The sequence below is a fragment of the Coriobacteriia bacterium genome, assembly GCA_031292615.1.
Classification (GTDB): Bacteria; Actinomycetota; Coriobacteriia; order Anaerosomatales; family JAAXUF01; genus JARLGT01.
In genome coordinates, this window is record JARLGT010000016.1 from 1 (window position 1) to 23,573 (window position 23,573).

At 65.2% G+C, this 23,573-nt stretch carries 28 protein-coding genes; 19 read left to right on the forward strand and 9 right to left on the reverse strand.

The annotated features are described in order from the left end of the window. On the reverse strand, positions 1 to 523 hold a 523-nt coding region (locus P4L93_01515; GenBank protein ID MDR3685624.1), incomplete at its 3' end, for an ATP-binding cassette domain-containing protein. A gap of 137 nt (positions 524 to 660) precedes the next feature. Beyond that, complete coding sequence (locus P4L93_01520) at positions 661 to 1,302, reverse strand: MBL fold metallo-hydrolase (GenBank protein ID MDR3685625.1); 642 nt, start codon at positions 1,300 to 1,302, stop codon at positions 661 to 663. Positions 1,303 to 1,631: 329 nt separating this feature from the next. On the opposite strand from P4L93_01520, the gene P4L93_01525 reads away from it, so the two are divergent. Both P4L93_01525 and P4L93_01530 read left to right on the forward strand, forming a co-directional pair. Further along, the gene (locus tag P4L93_01525; protein ID MDR3685626.1) at positions 1,632 to 2,627 is read left to right on the forward strand and encodes an amidohydrolase family protein; all 996 of its coding nucleotides are present in this window, start codon (positions 1,632 to 1,634) and stop codon (positions 2,625 to 2,627) included. A 78-nt stretch (positions 2,628 to 2,705) separates the two neighbouring features. Further along, positions 2,706 to 3,407 (forward strand): SDR family oxidoreductase, encoded by a 702-nt coding sequence (locus P4L93_01530; protein MDR3685627.1) that lies wholly within the window; start codon positions 2,706 to 2,708, stop codon positions 3,405 to 3,407. Between the two features lie 56 nt (positions 3,408 to 3,463). On the opposite strand, the gene P4L93_01535 is transcribed toward P4L93_01530, so the two are convergent. Beyond that, positions 3,464 to 4,297, reverse strand: coding sequence for an SDR family oxidoreductase (locus P4L93_01535; GenBank protein MDR3685628.1), 834 nt, complete (start codon positions 4,295 to 4,297; stop codon positions 3,464 to 3,466). 134 nt (positions 4,298 to 4,431) lie between these two features. Here P4L93_01535 and P4L93_01540 point away from each other — a divergent pair, with 134 nt between their 5' ends. The 5 genes from P4L93_01540 to P4L93_01560 all read left to right on the forward strand — a co-directional run bounded on the left by P4L93_01540 (position 4,432) and on the right by P4L93_01560 (position 8,770). Then, the gene (locus P4L93_01540) at positions 4,432 to 5,637 is read left to right on the forward strand and encodes an aminotransferase class I/II-fold pyridoxal phosphate-dependent enzyme (GenBank protein ID MDR3685629.1); all 1,206 of its coding nucleotides are present in this window, start codon (positions 4,432 to 4,434) and stop codon (positions 5,635 to 5,637) included. A gap of 199 nt (positions 5,638 to 5,836) precedes the next feature. Beyond that, positions 5,837 to 6,754: a hypothetical protein gene (locus P4L93_01545; GenBank protein ID MDR3685630.1), complete on the forward strand. Its 918-nt coding sequence runs from the start codon at positions 5,837 to 5,839 to the stop codon at positions 6,752 to 6,754. Positions 6,755 to 6,976: 222 nt separating this feature from the next. Continuing rightward, positions 6,977 to 7,495, forward strand: a complete 519-nt coding sequence (msrA, locus tag P4L93_01550; GenBank protein ID MDR3685631.1) for a peptide-methionine (S)-S-oxide reductase MsrA — start codon at positions 6,977 to 6,979, stop codon at positions 7,493 to 7,495. A gap of 58 nt (positions 7,496 to 7,553) precedes the next feature. Then, on the forward strand, positions 7,554 to 8,390 hold the full coding sequence (locus P4L93_01555) for a DUF2817 domain-containing protein (GenBank protein MDR3685632.1): 837 nt from the start codon (positions 7,554 to 7,556) through the stop codon (positions 8,388 to 8,390). A gap of 116 nt (positions 8,391 to 8,506) precedes the next feature. Beyond that, the gene (locus tag P4L93_01560; GenBank protein ID MDR3685633.1) at positions 8,507 to 8,770 is read left to right on the forward strand and encodes a hypothetical protein; all 264 of its coding nucleotides are present in this window, start codon (positions 8,507 to 8,509) and stop codon (positions 8,768 to 8,770) included. Between the two features lie 121 nt (positions 8,771 to 8,891). Here P4L93_01560 and P4L93_01565 read toward each other — a convergent pair whose 3' ends face one another. After that, positions 8,892 to 9,389 carry a cyclic nucleotide-binding domain-containing protein gene (locus tag P4L93_01565; GenBank protein MDR3685634.1) on the reverse strand — a complete coding sequence of 166 codons (498 nt, stop codon included), beginning with the start codon at positions 9,387 to 9,389 and terminating at the stop codon, positions 8,892 to 8,894. A 182-nt stretch (positions 9,390 to 9,571) separates the two neighbouring features. On the opposite strand from P4L93_01565, the gene P4L93_01570 reads away from it, so the two are divergent. The 4 genes from P4L93_01570 to P4L93_01585 all read left to right on the forward strand — a co-directional run bounded on the left by P4L93_01570 (position 9,572) and on the right by P4L93_01585 (position 12,525). After that, positions 9,572 to 10,282 (forward strand): hypothetical protein, encoded by a 711-nt coding sequence (locus tag P4L93_01570; protein MDR3685635.1) that lies wholly within the window; start codon positions 9,572 to 9,574, stop codon positions 10,280 to 10,282. 111 nt (positions 10,283 to 10,393) lie between these two features. Then, positions 10,394 to 11,032 (forward strand): DedA family protein, encoded by a 639-nt coding sequence (locus tag P4L93_01575; GenBank protein ID MDR3685636.1) that lies wholly within the window; start codon positions 10,394 to 10,396, stop codon positions 11,030 to 11,032. A gap of 135 nt (positions 11,033 to 11,167) precedes the next feature. Further along, a complete protein-coding gene (locus tag P4L93_01580) occupies positions 11,168 to 11,506 on the forward strand; it encodes a P-II family nitrogen regulator (GenBank protein MDR3685637.1) in 339 nt (112 codons plus the stop codon). Positions 11,507 to 11,598: 92 nt separating this feature from the next. Continuing rightward, the gene (locus tag P4L93_01585) at positions 11,599 to 12,525 is read left to right on the forward strand and encodes a membrane dipeptidase (GenBank protein MDR3685638.1); all 927 of its coding nucleotides are present in this window, start codon (positions 11,599 to 11,601) and stop codon (positions 12,523 to 12,525) included. Here the strand turns inward: P4L93_01585 and P4L93_01590 are convergent. Beyond that, the gene (locus tag P4L93_01590; protein MDR3685639.1) at positions 12,522 to 13,712 is read right to left on the reverse strand and encodes a DUF1611 domain-containing protein; all 1,191 of its coding nucleotides are present in this window, start codon (positions 13,710 to 13,712) and stop codon (positions 12,522 to 12,524) included. The two genes, P4L93_01585 and P4L93_01590, sit on opposite strands and share 4 nt — an antisense overlap. Positions 13,713 to 13,888: 176 nt before the next feature. Here P4L93_01590 and P4L93_01595 point away from each other — a divergent pair, with 176 nt between their 5' ends. The 3 genes from P4L93_01595 to P4L93_01605 all read left to right on the forward strand — a co-directional run bounded on the left by P4L93_01595 (position 13,889) and on the right by P4L93_01605 (position 16,042). Next, positions 13,889 to 14,929, forward strand: a complete 1,041-nt coding sequence (locus P4L93_01595; GenBank protein MDR3685640.1) for a polysaccharide deacetylase family protein — start codon at positions 13,889 to 13,891, stop codon at positions 14,927 to 14,929. 73 nt (positions 14,930 to 15,002) lie between these two features. Then, entirely contained in the window at positions 15,003 to 15,446 is a 444-nt protein-coding gene (locus P4L93_01600; GenBank protein ID MDR3685641.1) for a LytR C-terminal domain-containing protein, read from the forward strand. A gap of 89 nt (positions 15,447 to 15,535) precedes the next feature. Then, positions 15,536 to 16,042, forward strand: coding sequence for a DinB family protein (locus P4L93_01605; GenBank protein MDR3685642.1), 507 nt, complete (start codon positions 15,536 to 15,538; stop codon positions 16,040 to 16,042). Positions 16,043 to 16,078: 36 nt separating this feature from the next. Here P4L93_01605 and P4L93_01610 read toward each other — a convergent pair whose 3' ends face one another. From P4L93_01610 to P4L93_01625, 4 genes are all read right to left on the reverse strand, one after another. Next, on the reverse strand, positions 16,079 to 16,756 hold the full coding sequence (locus P4L93_01610) for a hypothetical protein (protein MDR3685643.1): 678 nt from the start codon (positions 16,754 to 16,756) through the stop codon (positions 16,079 to 16,081). Positions 16,757 to 16,985: 229 nt separating this feature from the next. Then, complete coding sequence (locus P4L93_01615; GenBank protein ID MDR3685644.1) at positions 16,986 to 18,029, reverse strand: glutathione synthase; 1,044 nt, start codon at positions 18,027 to 18,029, stop codon at positions 16,986 to 16,988. Between the two features lie 136 nt (positions 18,030 to 18,165). Further along, positions 18,166 to 18,987, reverse strand: a complete 822-nt coding sequence (locus tag P4L93_01620) for an N-formylglutamate amidohydrolase (GenBank protein MDR3685645.1) — start codon at positions 18,985 to 18,987, stop codon at positions 18,166 to 18,168. 159 nt (positions 18,988 to 19,146) lie between these two features. Then, the gene (locus P4L93_01625; GenBank protein MDR3685646.1) at positions 19,147 to 19,671 is read right to left on the reverse strand and encodes a hypothetical protein; all 525 of its coding nucleotides are present in this window, start codon (positions 19,669 to 19,671) and stop codon (positions 19,147 to 19,149) included. 166 nt (positions 19,672 to 19,837) lie between these two features. Between P4L93_01625 and P4L93_01630 the strand changes: the two genes are divergently transcribed. From P4L93_01630 to P4L93_01650, 5 genes are all read left to right on the forward strand, one after another. Further along, positions 19,838 to 20,518, forward strand: a complete 681-nt coding sequence (locus P4L93_01630) for a PIN domain-containing protein (GenBank protein ID MDR3685647.1) — start codon at positions 19,838 to 19,840, stop codon at positions 20,516 to 20,518. Positions 20,519 to 20,593: 75 nt separating this feature from the next. Then, positions 20,594 to 22,129, forward strand: a complete 1,536-nt coding sequence (locus P4L93_01635) for an SDR family oxidoreductase (GenBank protein MDR3685648.1) — start codon at positions 20,594 to 20,596, stop codon at positions 22,127 to 22,129. A 13-nt stretch (positions 22,130 to 22,142) separates the two neighbouring features. Continuing rightward, positions 22,143 to 22,760, forward strand: a complete 618-nt coding sequence (locus P4L93_01640) for a heme-binding protein (GenBank protein ID MDR3685649.1) — start codon at positions 22,143 to 22,145, stop codon at positions 22,758 to 22,760. Next, entirely contained in the window at positions 22,757 to 23,233 is a 477-nt protein-coding gene (locus P4L93_01645) for a DUF427 domain-containing protein (protein ID MDR3685650.1), read from the forward strand. The genes P4L93_01640 and P4L93_01645 overlap by 4 nt, the downstream gene beginning before the upstream one ends. A 50-nt stretch (positions 23,234 to 23,283) precedes the next feature. After that, positions 23,284 to 23,568, forward strand: a complete 285-nt coding sequence (locus P4L93_01650) for a hypothetical protein (GenBank protein ID MDR3685651.1) — start codon at positions 23,284 to 23,286, stop codon at positions 23,566 to 23,568. Positions 23,569 to 23,573: the final 5 nt, after the last annotated feature.

Sequence of the window (23,573 nt, forward strand, 5' to 3'; positions counted from 1 at the left end):
CCCAGATGTGGCGACGAGTCTGCGGATCCAGACCGATGGTCGGTTCGTCGAGGAAGAGCACCTTGGGGTGGTGCAGAAGCCCGCGGGCAATCTCGAGCCGCCGCTTCATGCCGCCGGAAAAGGAGCGGACGTCCTCGCGCACCTTCTCAGTCAGGTCGACCATCTCGAGAAGTTCGGCCGCGCGCTCGGCGAACACGTCTCGGGGCACGTCGTAAAGCATCGCGTGGAACTGCAGGTTCTGCCAGCCGGTGAGGCGCTCGTCAAGCGTCGGGTCCTGGAAGATCAGGCCGATCGAGCGTCGCACCTCCGCCTGCTGCGTCGCCACGTCAAAGCCGTTCACGACCGCCGACCCGCCGGACGGCTTCAACAGGGTGCAGAGCATGTTGATGGTCGTGCTCTTTCCCGCGCCGTTCGGTCCCAAGAAGCCGAAGATCTCTCCTTCGGCCACGTTGAAACTGACTCCGTTGACGGCCGTGAACTCATCGAACTTCCGCACCAGATCTGAGACGCGGATCACATCCATGAGCGAACCTTCTTGCCTCGCCGGAGCTTCGAATGGTCACGATGCTACGAGAATCTTACTAATCCTCCACGTCAATGTCATTACCCAAGGGCACCGAATCCCACGTCCAAGCGGGTCGTGTGTTCGTGAAGGTCCGGCTACGCTTCTTCGGCGAACACCGGTTTGCCGTGGCCCGTGAGCAAGAGTCGATACTCCAGCGCTCTGATTTTGTCGGCGGAGGCAAGCGCCTGGTCGTAATTGGCCGAGAGCGCCTTGCGTGGCAGACGCACGTCCCCCTTTGAATCGCTAAGAAGGGCGTCGCCGGAGAAGACGACAGCGTCTCGCACTAGCGTGATGCTGCCGGGCGTGTGGCCAGGTGTGTGCATGACGGTGAAGCCTGACACCGAATCGCCATCGTGAAGTACGACATCGGCACTGATCGGCTCGACACGCATGAAGCGCGACAACACCGAGAACACGACGGCCAGCGGGCCGGGAGGGTTCTTCGCGCTCGGGCCGCCTGCGAGCGTCGGAGCGTCGTCGGCGTGGATGACGACCTTTGCTCCGGTCAGGGCCTTGAGGCGGGCGACGCTGCCGACGTGGTCAGGGTCGGAATGGGTGATCACGATGGTTCGTATGTCGCTCGGCGCGTAGCCGAGACCGCGCACGAACGTCACGATTCCGTCCGCATTGCCTGGAAGGCCCGTATCGACGACCAGGAGGCCTTCTTGGGTCTTCACGACGTAGGCGTTTGCACCACGGACGCCTTCGATCTGGTACACGCCATCTGAAAGCTCCATCGTGCGCCTCTCCGCTCGCTGCCGTCCGGTACACGGCTCATCCAACACCCGCCACGCTTGGACCTCGCCCAAGGTCCGCCAAGCCCGGAACACCATACGCCGACGCGCCTTCCGCGGCAGCGGACAGAGCGTCGCAAGCCAGCGAGTGACGGCTCAGTCACGTTTCTCAGATTGCAGTCAATGGGAATCAACCGTCAATCACCGAAGCGGCCGACGTAGTCGGCTGTCACAGCAACCAAGGCCACCGAATGAGTCCCGCACCGGGTTAGCAGCCGGGAGACTGACCGCAAAGACCGCCGACGAGGCGGCCCGAGGCAAGGAGAGCGAGCATGCGCACGATCACGCTCGAGGAGCATTTTGCGACGCCGGCCTTCATGCAGGGCCCGGGGCGAGGGCTGGGCGACGCCGCGGGGAGGGGCCAGATGCTCTCCGGCATGCCTGACGGCTTCGCCCGCCTTGGGGAGCGCCTCCTCGACTTGGGCGATGGCCGAATCGCCGAGATGGACGCTGCCGGCATCGATGTTCAGGTGCTCTCCCTGAACTCCCCCGGTGTCCAGCAGCTCGGCGAGACCGAGGCGATAGATCTTGCCCGCGAGACCAACGACCACCTTGCCGCAGCGGTGGCTCGCTACCCAGGTCGCCTCGAAGGGCTTGCCACTCTGCCAACAGGAACGCCTGAGCTTGCTGCCGACGAGTTGGAGCGGCTGGTCACCCAGCAAGGCTTCAAGGGGGCCGTGATCAACGGCCACAACCGGGGCCGTTACCTCGACGACCAGTTCTACTGGCCCATCCTCGAGCGTGCCGAGTCGCTGCAGGTCCCGATCTACCTGCACCCGACGCCGCCACCGCAGGCAGTCATCGATGCGTCGTACTCGGGCAACTTCGCCCCGGGAGTCGCGACTCAACTCGCGTCGAACGCATGGGGCTGGCACATCGAGACCGCGATCCACGTGCTTCGCATCATCTTGGGCGGCGCGTTCGACAGGTACCCGAACCTGCAGCTCGTGATCGGGCATCTCGGCGAAGCACTGCCGTTCATGCTGCCGCGGGTCGACCGCAATCTCTCGCCGCAGATGACGAAGCTGGACCGCTCGGTGGGCGCCTACCTGCGCGAGAACGTGCACTACACGTTCAGCGGCTTCAACTTCACGCCCACGTTCCTCGACCTGTTCTTGCAGGTAGGGGTTGGCCGCATCATGTTCTCGGCGGACTACCCGTACGGGTCGATGCCGGCGGCCAAGGCCTTCCTCGACGGACTGCCAATCAGCCCCGCCGACAAGGAGCAGATCGCGCACGGCAACGCGGAACGCCTTCTACGACTGTGATCGCCCGCCACAAGCGCGTCAGCCCAGAATCGGAGTGGGAGCCCATCAGGCCGAGAAGGCAGCGTGGAGGGACATGCAATGGAAATCAGCGACAAGGTTGTCATCGTCACGGGGGCGTCCTCGGGAATCGGCGCAGCGTTCGCGCATTCAGCTGCGCGCCAGGGCGCGCGCCTCGTGCTGGCGGCGCGACGCACCGACCGGCTGGAAGCACTTGCAGCCGAGCTGCCCGACGCGCTGGCAATCACAACCGACATGCGCAAGCCCGATCAGGTCCGACGGATGGTGGATGGCGCAGTGGAGCGCTACGGGCGGGTTGACGTGTTGGTCAACAACGCGGGGCAGGGCCTGCACGTGCCGATCGAGCAACTCCGCCTGGACGACCTGCAGGCCGTAGTGGAACTCAATGTCTACGGCGCGATAGTGGCGATGCAATCTGTTCTGCCGCTGATGCGCAGTCAGGGCGGTGGCGCGATCGTCAACGTGAGCTCAAACACGACGCGCATGGTGATACCGGGCATCGGCCCCTACTCCGCGACCAAGTGCGCGCTCAACCAGCTGTCGGCTACGGCTCGCTTGGAGTGGGCGGCGGATGGGATCGCAGTCTCGCTGATCTACCCCAACGTGACCGCGACCGAGTTCCACGATGCGTTGCGCGCGGGCACGATCCGAGGTGGAGGGCGCTTCGCCGCCCAGCCGCCAGAGCTGGTGGCCGAGGCGATTCTTCGGGCAATCAACACCGGCGAGGCCGAAATCGTCATTCCGCCGACGCCGGTGCCCTAGGCCAGCGCCTCCAGCGCCTGCCACGAAAGGCAACGAGTGGCTGTGCGGATCGACGTCTAGGCTTGAGTGCGATTCTTGCGCGCGGAGGCAACATCGCCGTCTGTGATGGCGAAGAACAGCTCAGGCAGCAGCCCCTTCAGCCGGAAGTACAGCCTGCTGATACCGCCGATCACGACGTAGTAGCGGCCGCTCTCGACGGCCCGGACGATTTCGGCCGCAACCTGCTCCGGAGCGATCGCCTTGATGTTGCCGCACACCTTGTCGCACTCGGCGGGGCGATAGAGCTTCTCGTTCGCAAGGCCAGGGGTGTCCACGTCGGGTGGGCACACGACGGACACCTTGATCCCGAGCGGCTTCATCTCTGAGCGCAGTGCCTCCGAGAACCCCATCACCGCGTATTTGGCCGTCGAGTACGCCGTGTAGCCGAACACTCCGATGAAGCCCGCGACCGACGCGACGTTGACGATGTGTCCGCTGCCGCGCGCCTTCATGGCAGGTACCACGGCTTGTGTCGCCGCGATAAGTCCCAGCACGTCGATGTCCATGTGCTGCTTGAAGAGTTCGGGGGGCATCTCCTCGAAGTAGCCGGGGATGAAGACGCCAGCCGAGTTCACGAGCACATCGGGTGTGCCGAGTCTTCCCATGATGTCGTCGATCGCCGCCCGAAGCGCCGTTGTGTCGCTCACGTCCACGCTCGACGTGAGGACCTGGGCGCTTGTGCCCCCGGCCTTCTCAACGAGCTGCTTTGCCTCGGCAAGGCGGCCTTCATCTCGCGCGATCAAAGCGACGCTGGCTCCTCGGCTTGCGAATGCCTTCGCCGTCGCCAGTCCGATGCCGCTACTGCCGCCCGTGACGATGACGGACTTGCCCGTGAAGTCGTTTGTCCGCATAGTTGCCCCATCTTGGTCGCATCGTGTGCACGAAGCCTACAACGGATTGGTGTCGGTCGCAGTCTCGTGTGGTGTGCGTATGTTCTCATAGCAGCCAATCGTCAGTGGAGCCGACCTGCGAAACGGGGACATGAATGACCACCATTTGGGATGACCAGGCGTTCGAACCGCTTTGGTCGGTAGAGGACGGCCGCAAGGCGGGGCTGTACTTCTATCTGGAGGCCATCGAGGAGTACCTGCCCGGCAACCGGGTTCGCGTTGTGGGGCACGGAGAGATGCTCCTGTTGGGCGGCTACTCCTACCTTGGGCTGAACCGCCATCCCGAGATTGATGCCGCCGCGCATGATGCGATCGAGCACTACGGGACCGGAACCCACGGCGTCCGCATGTTGGCTGGCACGACGGCGTTGCACAAGGAGCTCGAGGCCGAGGTCGCTCGTTTCAAGGGGACCGAAGCCGCGGTCACGTTCTCCAGTGGGTACTTCGCGAACTTCTCTACCATCGCGTGTTTGCTCGGCAGGCACGATACCGTGATCTGCGACAAGCTCGACCACGCCAGCATCGTCGACGGCTGCATCCTTTCGGGCGCGCGGTTCGTGCGCTACCGGCACAACGACATGACCCATCTGGAGAAGTCGCTCAAAGACCCGAAGAATACTGGCCGCGTTCTCGTCGTGACCGACGCTGTGTTCAGCATGGACGGCGACGTGGTCAACCTGCCTGAGGTGAGTCGGCTGTGCAAAGAGCACGGCGCGCTGCTCATGGTGGATGAGGCACACTCCATCGGTGTGCTCGGCAAGACTGGGCGCGGCATCGAGGAACACTTCGGTCTGTCCGCCGATGCCGTCGACGTGAAGATGGGGACGTTCAGCAAGGCGATACCGAGCGTGGGTGGTTACATCGCCGGGAGCAACAAGCTCTGCGAGTTCCTGTCACACCAAGCGCGCGGCTTCATCTACTCCGGCGCACTTCCCCCGGCGAGCGCCGCAGCTGCACTGGCGGCCCTTCGTGTCATCCAGCGCGAGCCCGAGCGAGTAGCGCGGCTCCACGAGAACGTCACGTACTTCGCCAATGCGCTGACCGAGCGAGGATTCTCGTTCCTGGACAGCACCACGGCCGTCTTCCCGATCGTTTGCGGCGACGATTGGCCGGCGTTTCAGTTCGCCCGTGGTTGCCAGCGGCGCGGCGTCTACGTTCAGGCCATCCCATACCCGGTGGTTCCCAAGGGCATGGCTCGCCTTCGCGCGGCCGTGTACGCCACGCACACCACGCAGGATCTGGAGTTCTGCGCGAACGTGCTGCGTGAGGCGGCCGAGGAGGTCGGCGGGATACTGCACTGAGGCGGCTCCGACGGCACCCAGACGATCGCGTCCTTGCTCCGGTCCGACAGCGACACGTCGACCGCGGCGGCTTTGGCTCGGGCCGGCGCGTGACTCCGATGCTTGGCTGCGCGCGTGAGCTGGGTACTCTCTCCAACGAACACCGGTAGCTGGCGAGCCCCGCTCGGTGCGCAACTCACTGCTGACCAAGGAGTGCGGCATGACAGATCGTCATGACATGTCGGCTGCGCCTGAACCCACTTCGGCCGGGACGCCCGGCCGGCACGTGCCCGCGGGTCTCTGGGTTCTGCTCGTCTTGTGCGGGTTTCTCGCGCTCGCGGCCCTGTGGTTCGCGCTGTTCGGTGCCCCTCAGACGATCGGCCCCGAGGCTTCGGCGCCTGCGGGGGTACGGGTGACGGGCTCGACCGCGGGCGGGAGCACCGCCGCGGGCTCGGGCATCACCCCGGCAGATGTGCGAAGCGTGCTCGGACAACTGGACTACGCCGAGTCGAACGACACGTCGGCCACCGAGTACGCCAACATGCTTAAGCACGTCTTGGCCGGTGTCGACGTGGCCAACTTCGCGCAAGACGCGCTCGGCGCGGCCTCGACGATCTCGTGGCAGGCGCCCGGCACGTACGCTCCGGTGAACATAACGGGCGCCGAGAAGCGGGCGATCGTCGCTGAGGCCATCGCTTTCTACCGCTCTAACGAGGCATCTGCGGGGGAAAAGGCGGCGCTCGATAGCATGCTGAGCGCTTGGTACAGCCGGCCCGTGCAAATCAGTCGTCCGGACGCTCTGCGCGAGGTGGTCGCCCAAGGTCTGGTGCCGCTGGGCCTCATGTTCGGGGCGCAAGACGCAGACAACCAGTTCGCGTGGCATGTACTGAGCGCCACGGTCACCGGGCCCCGCTCGGCCGACGTAGTCTACTCGGCCAGCGCGATGCCACGGTCAGGCTGGCGGTTCGTCGATCCGACGGTGCGCTACGTCAAGCACCTCACGTTCGCACGAGGCCCTTCCGGGCGGTGGCGCCTTGCAGGATGGAGCAACTACTCGAAAATGAACCAGGCGTTCCACTCCAACGTCACGCCTCCATCGGCGGCCATCAATCTCGACGAGTGGTGGGGCGGCCTCTAGCTCTGTCTGGCCGTTGCACGACGTTTGCTCTGGTTGGCGAAGAGACCTTCGCGAAGGAGTGGTGTCGTGGGACCTGTGCGTCGTCCGGCTGCGCGTGTTGTTGCTCTGGCACTGCTTGCGCTGCTCTCGCTGTCGCTTTCGGGGTGTGCCTCGAACGCAGCGACTGGAACTCAGAGTGGCGTCGAATCGACCGTAACCGCGAGACCCGTAGGGGGCAAAGGCGTGAAGACTGTCTACTTTGCTGGCGGATGCTTCTGGGGCACCGAGAAGTACTTCGATCAGATTCACGGCGTGACCGCCACCGAGGTCGGTTACGCCAACGGCGCGTCCAACTCGGCCACGTATGGCGACGGCAGTGGCTACGCCGAGACGGTGCGCGTCGACTACGATCCCGCGGTCGCGCCGCTGCCCTTCCTGCTCCGTATGTTCTACCTGGCGATCGACCCGACGACGATCGACCGTCAGGGGAACGACGTGGGCACGGAGTATCGCAGCGGCATCTACTACACCGATCCTGCGGATCTCCCAATCGTCCAAGCCTCACTCGCCAAGCTGCAGACTCAGTACAGCGCGCCCATCGCGATAGAAACTGGGCCGCTCAAGACCTACACGCGGGCCGAGGACTACCACCAGAAGTACCTCCAGAAGAACCCCGGCGGGTACTGCCACATACCGATCAACCTCTTCAAGCAGGCGGCATCGGCACGGCCCGAACCTTCCGATTTCCCGGCTGCCAAGTGAGCTGCCACGTGGCGAACACCCGAGTCGCCAGCCTGCAGCCGGGGTTTGAGCTGAGCGCGTGAGCGGAAACGGCCCCACTGCGCAAGCTCCGAGGCGCGGTCCCGAGCCGTCACTGAGCCCGGCTGCTTCGGTGTGTCTCGCGCTCGCGATGTTCGCAGCTGCAGGGGCCATTGCTCTTGGCGCCACGTGGCTCATGCCCGCGGCCTTCGCAGGCCGAGGAGGCGCGCTCGCCTCGGCGCAGCCCCGCAGCGCTTCATCCGGACCCAGCTGGCGGGAGGTCGGCGTCTCGGTGGAGGGGCGCCCCATCCTTGCGGCGAGTTTCGGCTCGGGCAAACGCCGTGTGCTCGTGATCGGCGGGATCCACGGCAGCGAGTTCGGCGCCGATGTTGCCGAGGCGTTCGCAGCCTGGCTCGCCGAGAACCCCACCGCTGTTCCCGCCGGCACGAGAGTCGACGTCGTGGCGTGCGCCAACCCCGACGGACGCGCCGCGGGCAAGAAGGGCAACGCCCACAACGTCAACCTCAACGGCAACTTCCCATCTCGCAACTGGAAGCCGCAGCGCTACCTCACCACAACCGCAGGCCCGCGCGCTGGCTCCGAGCCTGAGACGCAGGCGCTGATGCGGATGCTGGCGCAAGGATACGTGCGCGTCATCAGCCTTCACTCTCAGGGCGGGTTCATCGACTACGACGGGCCGAACGCCAGCGCGCTGGCCAGCCGAGTCGCATCATTGTCGGGATTGCCGGTCAAGAAGCTCGGCCCGGCGTCACTCTACGCAGGCAGTCTCGGCACCTACGTCCCACAGCGATTCGGCATCCCGGTCCTGACGTTCGAGCTGTCGTCACGCACGATGGCGCCCGGGGTACTCGCTGCGCTGCTGGCCTCAGTTCGCTGAGAGCGAGCTTGCATCGCCGCCGCACCCGGATGCCCGGCGAGGATTGGCCACCCTACTGTAGGACCGCCAACCGCCTGCCGATGTAGAGGGTGCATCGACAAGTGGAGGCGTTCGGCATGTATGGCAACGGGTTGGCGCACACACGGATAGGCACAATCTGCAACGAGCTCGGCAAGTACGGGATCACTGCGACCCCGTCCGACACCCAGCCCCAATGGCTGGTGGTCAGCGCGCCCTCCCCAGCCTTTGCCGAGTCGGACATGCTCTGGGGTGCGCCGTGTGCTGCTGAGGTGTTCGTGTCCGATGCAGAGCTGCTTCGGCCCGACTGCTTCGAGATCGTCTTAGGCAAGGTCGCTTCGGTCGTCGGGCACCCCTGCTAGTGCGCGTGACGCTCCCGCAACCCCCGATCGGCGCGCAAACAAGCAGCACGCGTGACGCGTGAACCGTGCGCGAGTATTGGGGAGCAACGCGGCCTTATTCGGCCGCACAATCCGGACGAGACTACACTGCCCACTCCCGGTGCACGCTCAGATTCGAGAGATACGTATGCCGAGCATCGTTCTCGGCATCGAGCTTCGCTAGGGCGTCGTCGACCTCGCGAAGCCGTTCGCTCATCTTGAGCAGCATCTGCCGGACGAACGGGTCCGAGACAGGCATCGCCTGAAACTCCGAGTTGCTGATGAACCGAAGCTCGGTCTCGCCGACCGATATCGCGCCTGCCGACCTCGGCTTGTGGTCGAACAGCGACATCTCGCCGAAGAAGTCTCCCTGCTTGAGCAGGGCAAGCGTGGTCTCGTGACCGTTCGCTTGGCGGAAGATCTTCACCTTGCCGCCCAGAATCACGTACATCCCGTCGGGCGGGTCGCCCTCACTGAAGATGATTGCGCCATTGCTGGCCTTGCGGACGAGAACGTCGCCTCCCATGGCCGAACCCCCAATCCCAGCGGCGCTGCGATACGCGCCGGCAACGCAGTACATACCACGGTCGGGACGATTCACGCGCCGATCGTGTCGCCTGCGCTGGCTCCCTCGCCGCCCCGGGCGTCCGTCCATGGCCCCCAATCCACGACGCCGCGATCCCAATCTGAGAACTCTGACGTGCGTACGGCTATGATTGGACAAGCCGCTGCTGGGAACGCCCTTCGGGCGAGCGCTAGTGGCCCTCTGATCAAAGGGATCCTGTGAAGAATCAGTACTTCGGCGACCGGAACGACTTCTTCAAATACGACCTGACGCTCTCGCTTGTGGAGCAAGTCGGCGCGCTGAGGGCGTTCACCCTCTTGCCGATGCTTACGCCCGACGACGGGCGTGCCGACGGCAACTTCACCGACTACTCGGCGCTCGGCAAGCATCGGCCTGGCCTTCATGAGTACCTCAAGGCATGCGTGGCGGATCCCGCTCGGCGCAGAGTCTCTTCGCTCAAGCACTACATGCGCCGCAACGAGCCTAAGGTGCGCTACCACCAGCACGGTGACGACGCTTACCTCACCGACGTCCCTCGGGCGTCGTACTTCGCGGGAGTCTCGCAGGTCGAGATGGCGTCTTCCGTCATCCTCTTGGATCCGGACAACGGCTTCGAAGTGTCGAGCATGTCGCGCACGACCGAGCACAAGTACCTGCGGTACAGCGAGCTCGCCGATCTGTACCACGCCATGGGCCGCGACTCGGTGCTCCTCGTCTATCAGCGCTGGCCGAGAATGCCTCGTGACAAGGCGTTTGCCGATGTTGTGGGCAAGATTGCGGACCACCTGCCCGAGGCGCCCCGCCCGGTGTGCGTGTCGAGCGCCTCGACCGGCTTCTTCGCGCTCGCGAAAGACGAGCAGTTGCTCTCGGAAGTCCGTGGCGTGTTCGACGGTTATGCGGATTCCCGGGGGTTTGAGGTCTACGCGTAGGTAGCCAGCCCGCAGCTCTCCGATATGCCGACCTCGCGTCGTGGGTAGAGTCGGACCACATGCAGTCTCCGACGTGGATGCGCCCTGAAGCCCGGTTGAAAGGGGACTCTCGTGAGTGCCGCCAGCACCACGACCGTGCTAGCCCAATACATCGGGCACTACGGCTACCTCGCTATGGCCGCGGCAGTACTGGCCGAGAACCTGGGCCTGCCGGTGCCGGGCGAGACGGCCGTCCTCCTTGCCGCAGGCGCGGCCTCGGCGGGGAAGCTGAGCGTCATCGTCGTGTGGCTGGTGGCCATCGTCGCCGCGATCGTGGGTGATAACGTAGGGTTCGGCCTGGGCCACTTCGGCGGAAAGCCGTTCTTCCTTCGGTTCGGTCCCCGGTTCGGCGTCAGCCATGAGAACTACGCGATGACCGAGCGCTTCTTCGACCGGTACGGCGGGCCAGCTGTGGCGATCGCTCGCTTCATCCCCGTGATTCGGGTCATAGCGGCGATCACGGCCGGAGCGTCGGGAATGGAGTGGAAGCGCTTCTTGCCCTGGCAGGCACTCGGCGCGTGTCTGTGGGCGACGTCTGCCGTGGCGATAGGCTACTACGGCAACCGAGCGCTCCTGTTCATGAAGCCCGAGCTCATCGAGGACTACGGCGCCTGGTGGCCCGTCGTGGCCGTCGCGGCGGTCGTGCTCGCCTTGGCTGCGGTCTCGCTCGTCGCGCATCTCCTCGCGCGCCGGATGACGCGTTCGGTCTGAGCTCTGCCGCCTTTTCATGCGGCGTTGCGCTGTTCGAAACGCGCGCGAAACCCGGTGCCCGTAGGCTCACATCAGAAGCAACACGAGAGCTCAGCGGGCGCAACGGCCGCGCGAACGCCACTGGAGGCGACACCCATGAAGCGCATCGAGGCAGTAATCCGCTCGGAGAAGATGCAGGAGGTCAAGCAGGCGTTGATCGACTCCGGTCACGCCGAGATGACCTTCTCAAACGTGCAGGGGCACACCGCCGAGAAGCCCATCACCAGCCATTTCCGAGGCCAGCAGTACACCGTCGACTTGCTGCCCCAGGTCGCTGTCGTGGTCATGGCCCACGACCACGACGTTCGGCCGGTCGTGGACGTGATCCGACAGCACGCTCGAACCGACCACACCGGAGACGGCCAGATCTTCGTGACCTCGGTCGACCAGATCATCTCGGTGCGCACGGGCGAGGTCGGTGTCGGAGCGCTCTAGCGTCCCAAAAGCTGGAACCTTTTTCGCTATGCTGCTCGTCAGATTCAGATTGCGACCCGCTTCGGAGCGAGATACGACGAAAGGCGCACATGGTGCCTCCTGAGGAAGTGCTCCAGAAGAGCGGGTTCATCGACCTGCATCAGGACATGCTCCTGGGCGTCGCTCGGCTCGAGGGCGGCTTTCCCGACTACAGCCCGATGTACCTGACGGGCAGCTCCCGAGTTGCCACGGTCTTCTCGTCGCTGTTTCCACATGGCGTGAGCGCAAACCTTATCGGCGAGCTCGAGGCACACGACGCGCTGCTCGAGTCCCATCCTGCAGCGCTGCGGCTCATCACCACCGTCGACGACCTGCTCGTCGAGGATTCGCGGGTTGGGGTTCTGCCGCACTCGGAGGGTTTCGAGCTGCCGGGAGTCGAGCCTGAGATGCTCGCCCACCTGTGGGCCGATCACTCCCTGCGCAGCCTTGCGCTGACGTGGAACCACGAGACGCCCTACGCATTCAGCTGCTACGACGACGGCGGGGCCAGCCTCAAGCCGGCTGGCCGAGAGTTACTGCGCACGTTGGAGCGAAGCCCGATACTCCTGGACCTGGCGCATCTCAACGATGCCGGGTTCCACGAGGCTCTGGATGCCTACGCGCCCCCGGTGCTCATCTCCCACACGTTCTGCCGTTCGATCGTCGATCACCCCAGAGGGCTGGACGACGACCAGCTCCGAGCAACTCGCGCCCACGGTGGGTTGGTGGGACTGGCGTTCGTCCCCGAGTTTCTCGGCGAGCGCGGATCTGTCGACGAAGTCCTGCGGCACATCGACAAGGTAGCCACCCTGGCCGGCGAGCGTGCCGTCTCGATCGGCACCGATTGGGGTGTGGCCGACATGGGCGAACTTAGCAGCGCGCAGTCCCTGCTGGGCCTCGTCGAGGCCGTTGCGGGAGCGTTCGGGTCAGAGCTCGCCGAGAGGTTCGCCTTCGGCAACGCCCACGACTTCCTCTGCGCTCAGTTGCCCATCGCTTCCTAGTGCGCCAGCGGCACCTCTTGAGACGCGGCGGCATCTAGCTTGTGTTGGAGCTCGGGGAACGCGAGCACCACCATCTCGACCAGTCGGTCGGCCGGGCGCGTCAGGGCATCGGTCGCGGGGATTCCGAGCTCGAGTTCGTAGCAGGCGATGGCCTGGGTGACCTCGGTGTCGGTCATGTTCTCGTGATTGATGGTCAGCCCGATGACTTTGGTGTCTGCAAAGGCGTGGATGAGGTTGATCTCGCTTGCGGCGGTGGGCATCGGCACGTCCGGGAAGTCGCCCAGCCACTTGCGGGTGGGCGCGTGCTGCAAGATGACCGCGTCGGGCTTGGCTCCACGCAGGATGAAGCTCGACGTCAGGTAGGCCGGGTGGCTCAGCGCACCCTGACCTTCGACCACGATGACGTCGGGATGCTCGCCTTCAAAGGCCTCCACCACGGCCGCTTCCATCTCGCCCGAGCAGAACTGACACGGAATCGCGTCGAGTGCCACGCCGTAGCGGGCGCCTTGGATAAGCCCGGTCTGCCCGGTGCCGACCATGACGGCCTTGATGCCTGCGTCGTTGAGCGCCTGCGTCAGAATCGTCGCCGTGGTGCGCTTGCCGATCGCGCCGTCCGTGCCCAGCACGGCGATGCGCGGGCAGGTGACGGTGGAGATGTGGCCCGAGAACATGCGGAGGTTCTTCTTCTCGCGAGGCCGCCTCACGTCGAGGATCGTCACGTTGTGAGCGGCCGCAGCCTGTACGAACTCCGGATCGTCGCCCAAGAACTCGTGCAGTCCGTTGACGATGTTCATCCCGTGCCGGATAGCCTCGAGCACGAGGCGTCGCTCGGCCGGCGAGAGCATTCCGCTGGACGGCGCTACGCCGAAGATGAAGGAGTCCGGAACGAATCCTGCCGAGGCAATCGCAGCCGAGAGGCTGGGGACGATGCAGATTCCGCTCGGCTCGTCGCCGAGAACCTCGCTGGCGTCCAGGCCAGCCTTCTGGCTGTCGATCACCGAGAGGATCTTGTACTTCTCGGAGTGGCGCACAAGTCCGTTGGCGGTCTTGCCGTCGCTTGCGCCGAAGTTGCCCTCGCAGTAGACCACTGCTGTGAGTTGGGCTTGGCCGAGTTCGTGACCCGAGGCCGTCTGGGTTAAACGATCCGATCGCCCAGCGCCACCGGGAATGAGGGTGTTAGCCTCCATGAGAACCATCTCTTCCTGTGGCAGACTATCGCCGACGGCCGGTGCCGCTTGCGCTAGTAGTCGTATGCACGTCTGTACCCAGCGAAGTCCATCGGGAAGCTATATGGGCTAGGGCGACGTGGGGGTTACAATACGCCTAATGCGATCTGAGTCCCCATGCTTGAGGAAAGGCCACGTTGATTAAGCCCGCCCGAATCACCCTTCCACTGCTCGTGCTCGTGGCACTTCTGCTCCTGGGACCCGCGCTCAGTGCCGAGGCGGCCGACCGGCCTCTGCCCGACTGGGCCACCCCACTCGCAGGCAAGAAGGTCGTTGGGGTGATTACGTCGCGCAAGATCGTCGCGCTGACCATCGACGACGTCCGCAGCTCCCAGACTGCGTCGATGACCGACGAGCTGGTGCGAGACAACCTGACGGTCTCGCTCTTCTGCGTCGCGTCCGAGATCGACACCGCCGCGGCACAGTACGCGGCCGGGGCGGGCATGGAGATTGCCGATCATGGCTGGACACACATCGCGCTTGGCAGCATGAGCTCGGAGGAAGCGAGCGAGGCGCTCGATTCGTCGGCGCAGCGTCTCTACGACATGGTGGGATACTGGCCGCCGTGGTATCGCTCGCCGTACCTGGAAGAGGGCCCCAACGGAGTCAAAGAAGCGAACGAGCACGGCATGCTCTACGCCCACATCTCGTGGAACTCGCGGGACTACGACGCTGGCATGACCTCTGCGACCGTCGCCGCTTCGGTATCGGCGGGCTTGCGACCGGGTGGCGTGGTGGATTTGCATGAGACGACCACCACCATTGCTGCGCTGCCGCTCATCGCCAAAGTGCTCAAGGACCGCGGGTACGAATGCCTCACGATGTCCCAGCTCGCGACGGCTGCGCCCGCGGCTACCAGCATCGCGATGATGTGGAAGGCGCCGAGCGGTCTTGCCAGGCCGACGGTGGTAGGGCGGGCCACGGCGAAGCACGGAACGACGGTCGTCGACGTGCTGACGCCCGCCAGATCGCAAAAGCTGCTAATCCGAGTCGAGCGCCGAAAGAAGAACGGGAAGTACACCTCGTACCGGTCGTATTCGGCCAAGACATCATCGGCCGGCGCTTGGAAGTTGAAGTTGAAACTGCCCAAGGGCGGCTATCGGATTCGCACCTCGGTGGCCATCTCGGACGTCTACCGCTCCGCAATGACATCGTGGACCAAGGTCTGGGTCTACTGAGGCCCGGCGCTTGGAACCCGTCCACAACCTCCCGCGACGGCACTCCCGCAGCCACATCTCGAAGGAGTCACGGATGCGCCTTAGAAGAATCGCGCTAGTCGGAGTCGCCGTCGCAATGGTGCTACTGCTATCTGGCTGCCACCGTCTCGGACTCGTGAAGTCGCCCGCAACATCCGCATCGAGCAGCAGCAAGACCGCGGCTTCTCCGAGCACTGCGCCGACCGGCACCGCGCCGGCGAACGCCGCCGGCATCGCCGTCGCGGTCCAGAATGGCGGCGGCATCAAGGGTCGCGGAGCGGCGATGGTGACTCGGCTCAAGGGGCTTGGCTTCAACCCTGGCAAGGCGACCAACGCAAAGCGCACCGACTACGCCACCACGGTCGTGCTGTATAACCCGGGTCACGAGGCGGAAGCCACACAGGTCCAGAAGGCCCTGGCACTGGGGAAGGTGCAACCGGCGCCTGCCGACGTCACCTTCCCGAGCGGTGTGCTGGTGATCGTGGGCAAGGACTTCTAAGCCGCAGTTCGCATCCCCGCCGGTGGCCCGTGAGGGCCGCTCAACACCACTGGATCGAAGTCTGAAACCACCAACATGAGGAGTGCCCGATGAGCGCTGCACAACCCACGCCAGAGCGAGCCCCGATCGCCGACGACATCTCGGCGGAGGAGCTCATCGCGCGCTACCTCGCTGGCCCCGCACTGGTGCGGGCGACGATCGCCGGCATGGACGCGGATCAACTGCATGCACGGCCCATCGAAGGCAAGATGTCGACGCACGATGTTGTCACCCACATCGCCGACTCCGAGGCCGGTCTGGGCGGGCGCCTCAAGCGCGCGCTCGCCGGCGAAGAGCCGTTGGCCACGCAGGGCGGCCACCCCGAGGCGGTCAGCGACCCCACTCGCGATCTGAGCGCGGATCTCGAGCAGCTCACAGCGGCACGCGAGCAGATGGGCGAGGCGCTGCGCCATATTGAGCCCGACGTCTGGGAGCGCATCGCGGCGCGCTGGGGTGAGCGCGAAGTGACCGTACGCCAGATGCTGTTGCTCATGACGCGCCATCTCGAGAATCACGTCGCGACCATCGAGGAGAAGCGCGCGGCGCTGGGGCTCTAGGCTGCGAACCGCGCGTGCGCGAGGCGCCCCCGAGCCTCAGAAGCGCGCGACTTGCCAGCGACGCCCATCGATAGCGAAGTGCGTCTCGACCGCCCTGAAGTCCTTGGCGTGAAGGTCCCTCTCGATCGCCATCTCAAGACTCCATGTGTCGTCCGAGACGGCGAGAGCCCCTCGAGCGAGCGCTTCTTCTCCGCCGCCAACGGCAGCGGCATGGTGCCCCGCGAGTTCTCGGCTGGTATAGGGCGCGTAGAAGTCGCCGTTTGCGAGGTCAGTCCGGAGCGATTGCCTAAGCGCGTCGAGCTCGCTGCGAGCAGCCAGAAGTTGGCCGGCTGGCGACTGAGCCACCAGGCACGAGCGGCTGTCGACGACTCGTTGCGTGTGGCGTGCGTGGAAGTCGCCGCGTGCGAGGTCTTTGGCGAGGGCGGCCTTGAGGGCCTTGATCACGGCTCGAGTGGACTCGAGCTGAAGAGTGATGGCGCGGTCGCCTGTGAACACGACGGCGGGGGAGCCTTTGCGCACGACTGCGACCTGCTGATCTTGGACCGGCGTGTCGCCGTCGTTGGCGGCTTGGTTGATCGTGGTGACGCTTTCCGCCGCCTGCGTCCCAGCTGCGTTGGCTCGCTGCGATGCCAGGGCTGTTGACCCGACGATCCCGGACGCGAGGAGCGCGAGAACCAGAGCAATTCTGACGGCGCTCTTGGTCAGAGTAGTCATGCGTTCCCACCCCCCGGGAACAGGCCGAGCGATCCAACGGGCCGGCGCTTTCGCTCACACCACGAGCTGCGCCGAAGACGTCCGCCGATAAGCATCCTTCACAATTACCACCATACCCCGTTTGGCCGAAAAGTGTGACTCAAATCACACCCACGTTTGCGCGGGTCGGCGGGGAAACGTCTGCGCCGAGCCGTACGTCGCGTGACACGCGTCGCGCGAGCAGCGTCGGCTAGAGCGTGTTCATCTGGACGTTCGAGAACCGGCGTCGGTAGCTGCTCATGTAGTCGACCTTGCGCTCGAGCGCTCCGATCACGCCCTGCGCGAAGTTCACTCGCTCGAACTCCTGGGCGCTGCCGAGCCCGCCAGGGGAGAAGACGTTCACTTCCATGAGCTTGTCGCCCACGATGTCGAGGCCGACGAGGAACATGCCGTCGGCCACCAGCTTGGGTCGCACGATCTCGCAGATGCGCAGGTCGCGCTCGGTGATCGTGGCTTGGGCGATCTCGCCGCCTACGTGCACGTTGCTGCGGATGTCATCGCCCTGCCGCATGCGCCGAAACGCGGCGTAGTGGCCTTTGTACTTGAACGGTCGCCCGTTCATCATGAACAGCCGCGTGTCGCCCTGCTCGGCCTCTTCGAGGTACTCCTGCGCGATCACGTAGCCGTCCCGCGTGAGCGCGTCGATGATCTGGTTGAGGTTCTTGTTCGAGGCGTGGTCGACCATGAACACGCCTTTGCCACCGCTACCTTGGAGCGGCTTGAGCACGGCTCGGCCACCCTGCTCTTTGACGAACTCCTTGATCTCATCCCGGTCGCGGGTGATGAGCGTGCGAGGCCGGACCTCCTCCGGGAACTCCTGGAAGTACATCTTGGTGATGGCCTTGGCCAAGCCGTTGGGGTCGTTGAGAACCACGACGCCGTTCCTCATCGCCAAGCGGCCGAACTCGATGGCGGCGTTCTGTCTCCAGGGAGTCTCGGCGTCTTGCGACGGGTCGTTTCGCAGCATCAAGACGTCGAGTTCGTCGACGGTGATTCGCCGGGTCTTGGCGTTGGATCCGCGCAGACCGGACAGATAGGCGGCGCCGCTGGTGTACTTGTCCTTGGGCGCATGCCGGGCGCGCGCCTTGATCATCTCGTCGGGGTCGTAGGCAAAGTCGCAGGGCGTCATCACCCAAGCCTCGTGGCCAGCGTTTATCGCGGCCACCGCCAGCCGAGTGGTGGAGTAGCCAGCGGTTTCGCTGTCGATGTCGTTGACCACGAACCCCATCTTCATTGCAGAGCCGTCCTCTCGAGAAGTGGCCATGCGCAAGCGCGCAGTCCGACCGCATTCTCAGCCGTCGAAAGCCGCATCAGTATGTGCGCTGGATCGAAGGGGCGGAAGCCGGTTTTGCAGAGAATTAACGGCCGCTTTACCTAAGGTTCGAAAGCGCTGCAGTGACCACCGGGACGGCACATTCGAGCGCCGAGCGAATGCGGCTCACAGCGTGCTCGTCGACGCGCCCGGTCCACTCGTCCATGTACGTCTTCTTGAACTCGATCGCCAGTGCCGCGCCGCTCTCGGGAAACGTCTCGGCGATCCAGTGCGCGAAGTGCCCGCCGCGAAACTTCACGTTCTCGCGGCAGTCGAATCCCGCGTCGTTCATGACCGCCGAGAACCCCTCGACCACTGGTGCCCATCGCTGGCGCTCGAGCCGACCCGTGCCGAGATTGACCTCGGGGTTCACTGCGGGGGGCGCGCCAGGAGCGGCCGCGCCGTCTCGGCGATGGTTGTAGCTGTGCAGGTCGAGAACGACGAAGCGACCGTGCTCGGCGATGATGCCGGATAGAACGGTGAACATTTCGGCGTAGAAGGTGTCGTAGACGGCGCGCGAGATGCGGTCCACTTGGTCAGGGAGTTCGTCGCGATAGACACCGAGCCCCCAGGCGTCCTCGGGACCCTGGTAGACGGCGCGGAATCGGGGTCGGTTCAGGTCGACCTCGAAGCGCGAGCGCAGCACCTCAATCAGCGTGCAGCCGCGCGGTGCCATGCGCGCCGTATGCGGATCCTCCTCCCGCAGGCGGTCTTGGTCGCCGAGCGCGATGTGCTCGCGAAGTTCGGGCCGCAACAGGTGGCCGGCGTGCAGCGCCAATGCGACCACCGGGCCCTCGCCGGTCACGATGCGTGCAAGCGGCGTGCCGGCTGCCTGAAGGGTGCGCACGGGTGCGTTGGAGTTGAACTTGAGTGGTTCCATCTACTCCGAGCAGCCCCTCGTCGCTTTTGGATACGGTGCCTGCGGTCAGGTGTCTGACACACGGTACCTGAGACGCCGCGCGGTGGGGAGGGGTTTGGGGCAGCGACAGCGCGACGAGGCGGACGGCGCGGCCGCGGTGGCGGGCACGTCGCCGTTGGGCTACATCCGGCGGCTGTCGTAGGCCCAGTTCATGAGTGCCTGTCGTTGCTTGGGTCGGCAGCGGTCGTCGCCGGGAAGACAGTTCTTGCGCACCTGCGCGGCGTGTCGGCGAAACGCTCGCCATAGGGCTATTTGGTGCTCGTCTTCGCCCGGAACGCGCCGGCCCATGAAGTAGCGGCAGTACCACTGGAACCACCCGCGCGGATCGTCCGGATGGATCCAGCCGCGCGCCTGCCACTCCGAGAGCGGAAGACTCGCGTTGACGCCGAAGTAGTTGAGCTCCGGCGCGTGCCGCTCGTGACATAGCCGAGCGCCCGCGTACCAGGCGTTAGGGAACTCAGCTCGGCAGTCGGTGAGGTAGCGCCCGCCGAACACGCCGAGGTGCAGCACCTCCTCCGGCGTCAGCTCGGGCTCGAAGCCGGCCGCGAAGTCCCTGCCGGCGGGTGACGTGAGCACGTACTCGTAGCCGTGCTGCATGAGGTCGTTGACCACGATCAGCTTGGGCCGGACTCCGTCATCGCGCATCGGGGCGCACCTCCTGCGGCAGAGGGTACACCTGTTGCGGCCACCTTGAGCCGGCCTGGTGACTTGAGCGACGGAGCCGCCACGCCGATGAGTAGCATGGCGTCCGTGCATCGCGGGTGCATCAAGTGAGGTCCGGTTTCCGCGCGTAGACGACCTTGGGGGATCCGTGGGCAACAAGATCGTTCTGGTCGACTACGAGAACGTCCAACCCGAGTCACTCCGAGCGTTCGACTACGACCAGAGCAAGGTCCTCGTATTCGTCGGCTCGACACAGGTGAGACTGCCCTTTGAGTTGGTCGAAGCGATGCAACGCTTGGGCGACCGAGGCGAGTACGTCCGCATCACGGGCTGTGGGCCCAATGCGCTGGACTTCCACATCGCGTACTACATCGGCCGCCTCGCCGTTCAGAATCCCTCGGCGACGTTCCGTATCGTGTCGAACGACACAGGGTTCGACCCGCTCATCGAGCACCTCAAGGCGAAGAACATCAGCGTGGTTCGGAGTGGTGCACCCAAGGCGATTGCGGCACCACAGCCTAAGGCGAGCGCGCAACCGCAGCCCAAGTCGAAGAAGGCTCCCAAGTCACAGGCCAAACCGAGCCCAAAGCCGGCCAGTCCCAAGACAAGCGCCGAGGACCGAGCTCGTCAGTTCATGGCAAACGTGTGCCAGCCCAAGTCGACGAAGCCCCGAAACGAGAAGACGCTTGCCAGTGCGATCGGGTCGTTCTACCAAAAGAAGCTGAGCGAACAAGAGGTCGCGGCCGTTGTGGGGGCGATGCGCAAGTTCGGCTTCATCAAAGTGGCGGGCGGCAAGATCAGCTACGCAGTGGCTGAGTACGCTCCGTAGGCCCGTCGGCCCGCACACCTGTGCCGCGTGCTCCCTCCGGGTACATTCCTATTCGACCACCAACCCGGAGCCAGGATGCCAACCGCCACAGACGAACATCGACTCATTCTCGTCACCGGCGCCACCGGCTACATCGGCGGCAGTCTCCTGCGACCATTGGTGGACGCCGGCTATCGGGTTCGAGCGGCAGCGCGAACGCCCGAGCGTCTTGCCGGTCACGTTCCCGAGGAAGTCGACGTTGTCGGCTGCGATGTGCTCGATTCCGGGCAGGTGACAGCCGCCCTCGAAGGCGTCGACACGGCCTTCTACCTCGTGCACTCCCTCGGCGATAGCGACCGGTACGCCGAGCTCGATCGAAACGCCGCCCTCATATTCTCGGCTGCGTGTCGCGAGCAGGGCGTGAGGCGAATCGTCTATCTGGGCGGGCTGGGCGCGAACTCAGGTGGTCGCCTGTCCGAGCATCTCGCAAGCCGTCAGGAGGTCGGGCGCGAGCTCGCCGCGGCCGGCGTGCCGGTTGTGGAGTTCCGCGCTTCGATCGTTCTGGGCGCAGGCTCGACCTCGTTCGAGATGATCAGGAACCTCGTGGAGAAGCTCCCAGCGATGACCACTCCTCGCTGGGTCCGGATGGCTTCGCAACCGATCGCGCTGGCCGACGTGGTCGCCTACCTTGTGGCCAGCGTCGCAGTTGAGCTCGAAGAGGGCACCTCGCACCGGATCTACGAGATCGGGGGATCCGACCGCGTGAGCTACGGCGACCTGATGCGTCTCTATGCGCACGCCCGCGGTCTGCGTCGGCTGGTCCTACCGGTGCCGGTGTTGTCGCCCGGCCTGTCGGGCTGGTGGCTCTACCTCTTCACGCCCAAGCAGGCGAAAGTGGGCCGACAGCTCGCCGAGTCCCCGCGCTTCCCAACCGTCGTCACCGATGACTCGGCCGCGCGCGACTTCCCGGGAATCCATCCCATCGGCGCGGCGGAGGCGATGGAGCAGACTCTGCGCATCGAGGATGAGGAGTTCGCCCGAATCTGCTGGGACGAGGAGTACGCGGGCCGCACGGCACCCGTCTCGGAGGAGCGGCAGGGGCGCTACATCGACTCGCGCGTGTTGCGCGTTGCCTGTCCTCCCGAGGCGGCCTTCGACCCGATCGCGTGCATCGGGGGAGAGCGCGGTTGGTACGCGTTCGACACGCTGTGGGACCTCCGCGGCTTCATCGACATACTCCTGGGCGGTCCGGGGCGTCGGCGCGGCCGGAAGGATCCGTTCGTGCTCGTCGAAGGTGACTACCTCGACTGGTGGCGCGTGGAGCGTCTCGACCCGCCCAGACTGCTGCGCCTCGTCGCCGAGATGCGCTTGCCGGGGCGAGGCTGGCTGCAGTACGAGCTGCGTCGCGACGGCGAGAGCACGATTGTGCGGCAGACGGCGCTCTTCGATGCGAAAGGCGTGCTGGGCCGCCTGTACTGGTATTCGGTGTTGCCGTTTCACCACTTCGTCTTCAACGGCACGCTGCAAGGTGTGGAGCGCGAGTGTCTTGCGCTCGTGTCGGGCCCAAACACATGCCCGCTGCCGGGCGCGTATGACCGCTCGCTCGAGCGCAGAGCAAGCGAGTCCGAGTAGGAGAGGACGACCCATGTCTGTCGAGTCACCCAAGTACGAAGTGTTGCGCCATGACGGCGAATTCGAGCTGCGCCGCTACGACGGATACCTGACTGCGAACGTGCGCATCGCGGCCGCCGGCTACAGTCAGGCCGCCAACGCTGGGTTCGGCCCGCTTGCGGACTACATCTTCGGCAACAACCACGCATCCGATCGCATCGCGATGACGGCGCCGGTCACCTCCGGCATGGCATGCTGCCAGAAGATCGCGATGACCGCGCCGGTGAGCGCGGCCGAGTCGCAAGGCGACTACGTCGTGAGCTTCACCATGCCCTCCGGCTACACGAGGGACAGTCTGCCCGAGCCCAACAATCCGCGCGTCAGCATCGAGTCGGTCCCGCCGGGCGCCTTCGCGGTGGTGCGCTACAGCGGCTACATGAACGACAAGAACGCCGAGAAGGCTCGCGGTGAGTTGGACGCTTGGATCGCCGAGGAGGGCCTGACGCCTAGCGGCGAGCCGGTTGCAGCTCAGTACGACGCGCCGTGGAAGCCGGGCTTCGCTCGGCGCAACGAGATCCTGATACCGGTAGCCGAGCCAGCGGCGGCCGCTGCTGCCGAGGCTGACGGCGACGTCGCGAGCGCCGAGTCGTGAGCGAGCGCGCGACGGAGTCGGTGTGGGAGTACCCGCGCCCGCCGGCCATCGAGCGGGTTTCTCGGCACATCCGGGCAGTCGTGGGCGGCCATGTGATCGCCCAGACGACGCGCCCCATCCGTGTGCTGGAGACCAGCCATCCGCCGGTCTACTACATCCCGCCCGAAGACGTGGCGAAGCAGTACTTGCAGCGGAGCCCGCACTCAACCTTGTGCGAGTACAAGGGCCGAGCGCACTACTACTCCATCGTGGTCGATGGCGAGAAGCGCAGCAACGTTGCGTGGTGCTACCCAAATCCTAGCCCCGGCTACGAGGAGCTGGCCGGCTACATCGCCTTCTACCCTTGGGCGTTGGACGAGGCGACGGTGGACGGCGAGCAGGTCACTCCGCAGCCGGGCCGGTTCTACGGAGGCTGGATCACGCATGAGATCCAGGGTCCCTTCAAGGGCGAACCGGGGACGATGGGCTGGTAGGCGTGCCGTTGCCGCAGCACGGTTTGCACTCGCGAGATAGACTTGGGCTTGTGAGCAACGAGATCCCCACATGGACTGTCCTAGACGAGCCCTCGGCCGAGGAGTTCGAGGCCGCCGAGGAAGAGCTGGCCAAGCCCAGCGCGAGGTCGATCGTGTTCCGGTTTCTCAAGCTCGTTGTGGCTTTGCTGCTCGTGGCAGCACTAGTCGTCTACTTTGCGACTCCATTCATCAACGTCTTCGGGAGCGCCCCGTATCGCTGGCTGCACCGAAACTCGGGGATTCAGACGATCCCCGTTGCTCCCGCGCCGAAGAGCAACCCCAAGCTCCCCGCGTGAGCCGT

Bases quoted from the DNA above. Each gene is read 5' to 3' on its own strand.
- P4L93_01520 (MDR3685625.1), bottom strand. From the start codon at position 1,302: ATGGAGCTTTCAGATGGCGTGTACCAGATCGAAGGCGTCCGTGGTGCA.
- P4L93_01525 (MDR3685626.1), top strand. From the start codon at position 1,632: ATGCGCACGATCACGCTCGAGGAGCATTTTGCGACGCCGGCCTTCATG.
- P4L93_01530 (MDR3685627.1), top strand. From the start codon at position 2,706: ATGGAAATCAGCGACAAGGTTGTCATCGTCACGGGGGCGTCCTCGGGA.
- P4L93_01535 (MDR3685628.1), bottom strand. From the start codon at position 4,297: ATGCGGACAAACGACTTCACGGGCAAGTCCGTCATCGTCACGGGCGGC.
- P4L93_01540 (MDR3685629.1), top strand. From the start codon at position 4,432: ATGACCACCATTTGGGATGACCAGGCGTTCGAACCGCTTTGGTCGGTA.
- P4L93_01545 (MDR3685630.1), top strand. From the start codon at position 5,837: ATGACAGATCGTCATGACATGTCGGCTGCGCCTGAACCCACTTCGGCC.
- P4L93_01560 (MDR3685633.1), top strand. From the start codon at position 8,507: ATGTATGGCAACGGGTTGGCGCACACACGGATAGGCACAATCTGCAAC.
- P4L93_01580 (MDR3685637.1), top strand. From the start codon at position 11,168: ATGAAGCGCATCGAGGCAGTAATCCGCTCGGAGAAGATGCAGGAGGTC.
- P4L93_01590 (MDR3685639.1), bottom strand. From the start codon at position 13,712: ATGGAGGCTAACACCCTCATTCCCGGTGGCGCTGGGCGATCGGATCGT.
- P4L93_01600 (MDR3685641.1), top strand. From the start codon at position 15,003: ATGCGCCTTAGAAGAATCGCGCTAGTCGGAGTCGCCGTCGCAATGGTG.
- P4L93_01605 (MDR3685642.1), top strand. From the start codon at position 15,536: ATGAGCGCTGCACAACCCACGCCAGAGCGAGCCCCGATCGCCGACGAC.
- P4L93_01610 (MDR3685643.1), bottom strand. From the start codon at position 16,756: ATGACTACTCTGACCAAGAGCGCCGTCAGAATTGCTCTGGTTCTCGCG.
- P4L93_01615 (MDR3685644.1), bottom strand. From the start codon at position 18,029: ATGAAGATGGGGTTCGTGGTCAACGACATCGACAGCGAAACCGCTGGC.
- P4L93_01620 (MDR3685645.1), bottom strand. From the start codon at position 18,987: ATGGAACCACTCAAGTTCAACTCCAACGCACCCGTGCGCACCCTTCAG.
- P4L93_01625 (MDR3685646.1), bottom strand. From the start codon at position 19,671: ATGCGCGATGACGGAGTCCGGCCCAAGCTGATCGTGGTCAACGACCTC.
- P4L93_01635 (MDR3685648.1), top strand. From the start codon at position 20,594: ATGCCAACCGCCACAGACGAACATCGACTCATTCTCGTCACCGGCGCC.
- P4L93_01640 (MDR3685649.1), top strand. From the start codon at position 22,143: ATGTCTGTCGAGTCACCCAAGTACGAAGTGTTGCGCCATGACGGCGAA.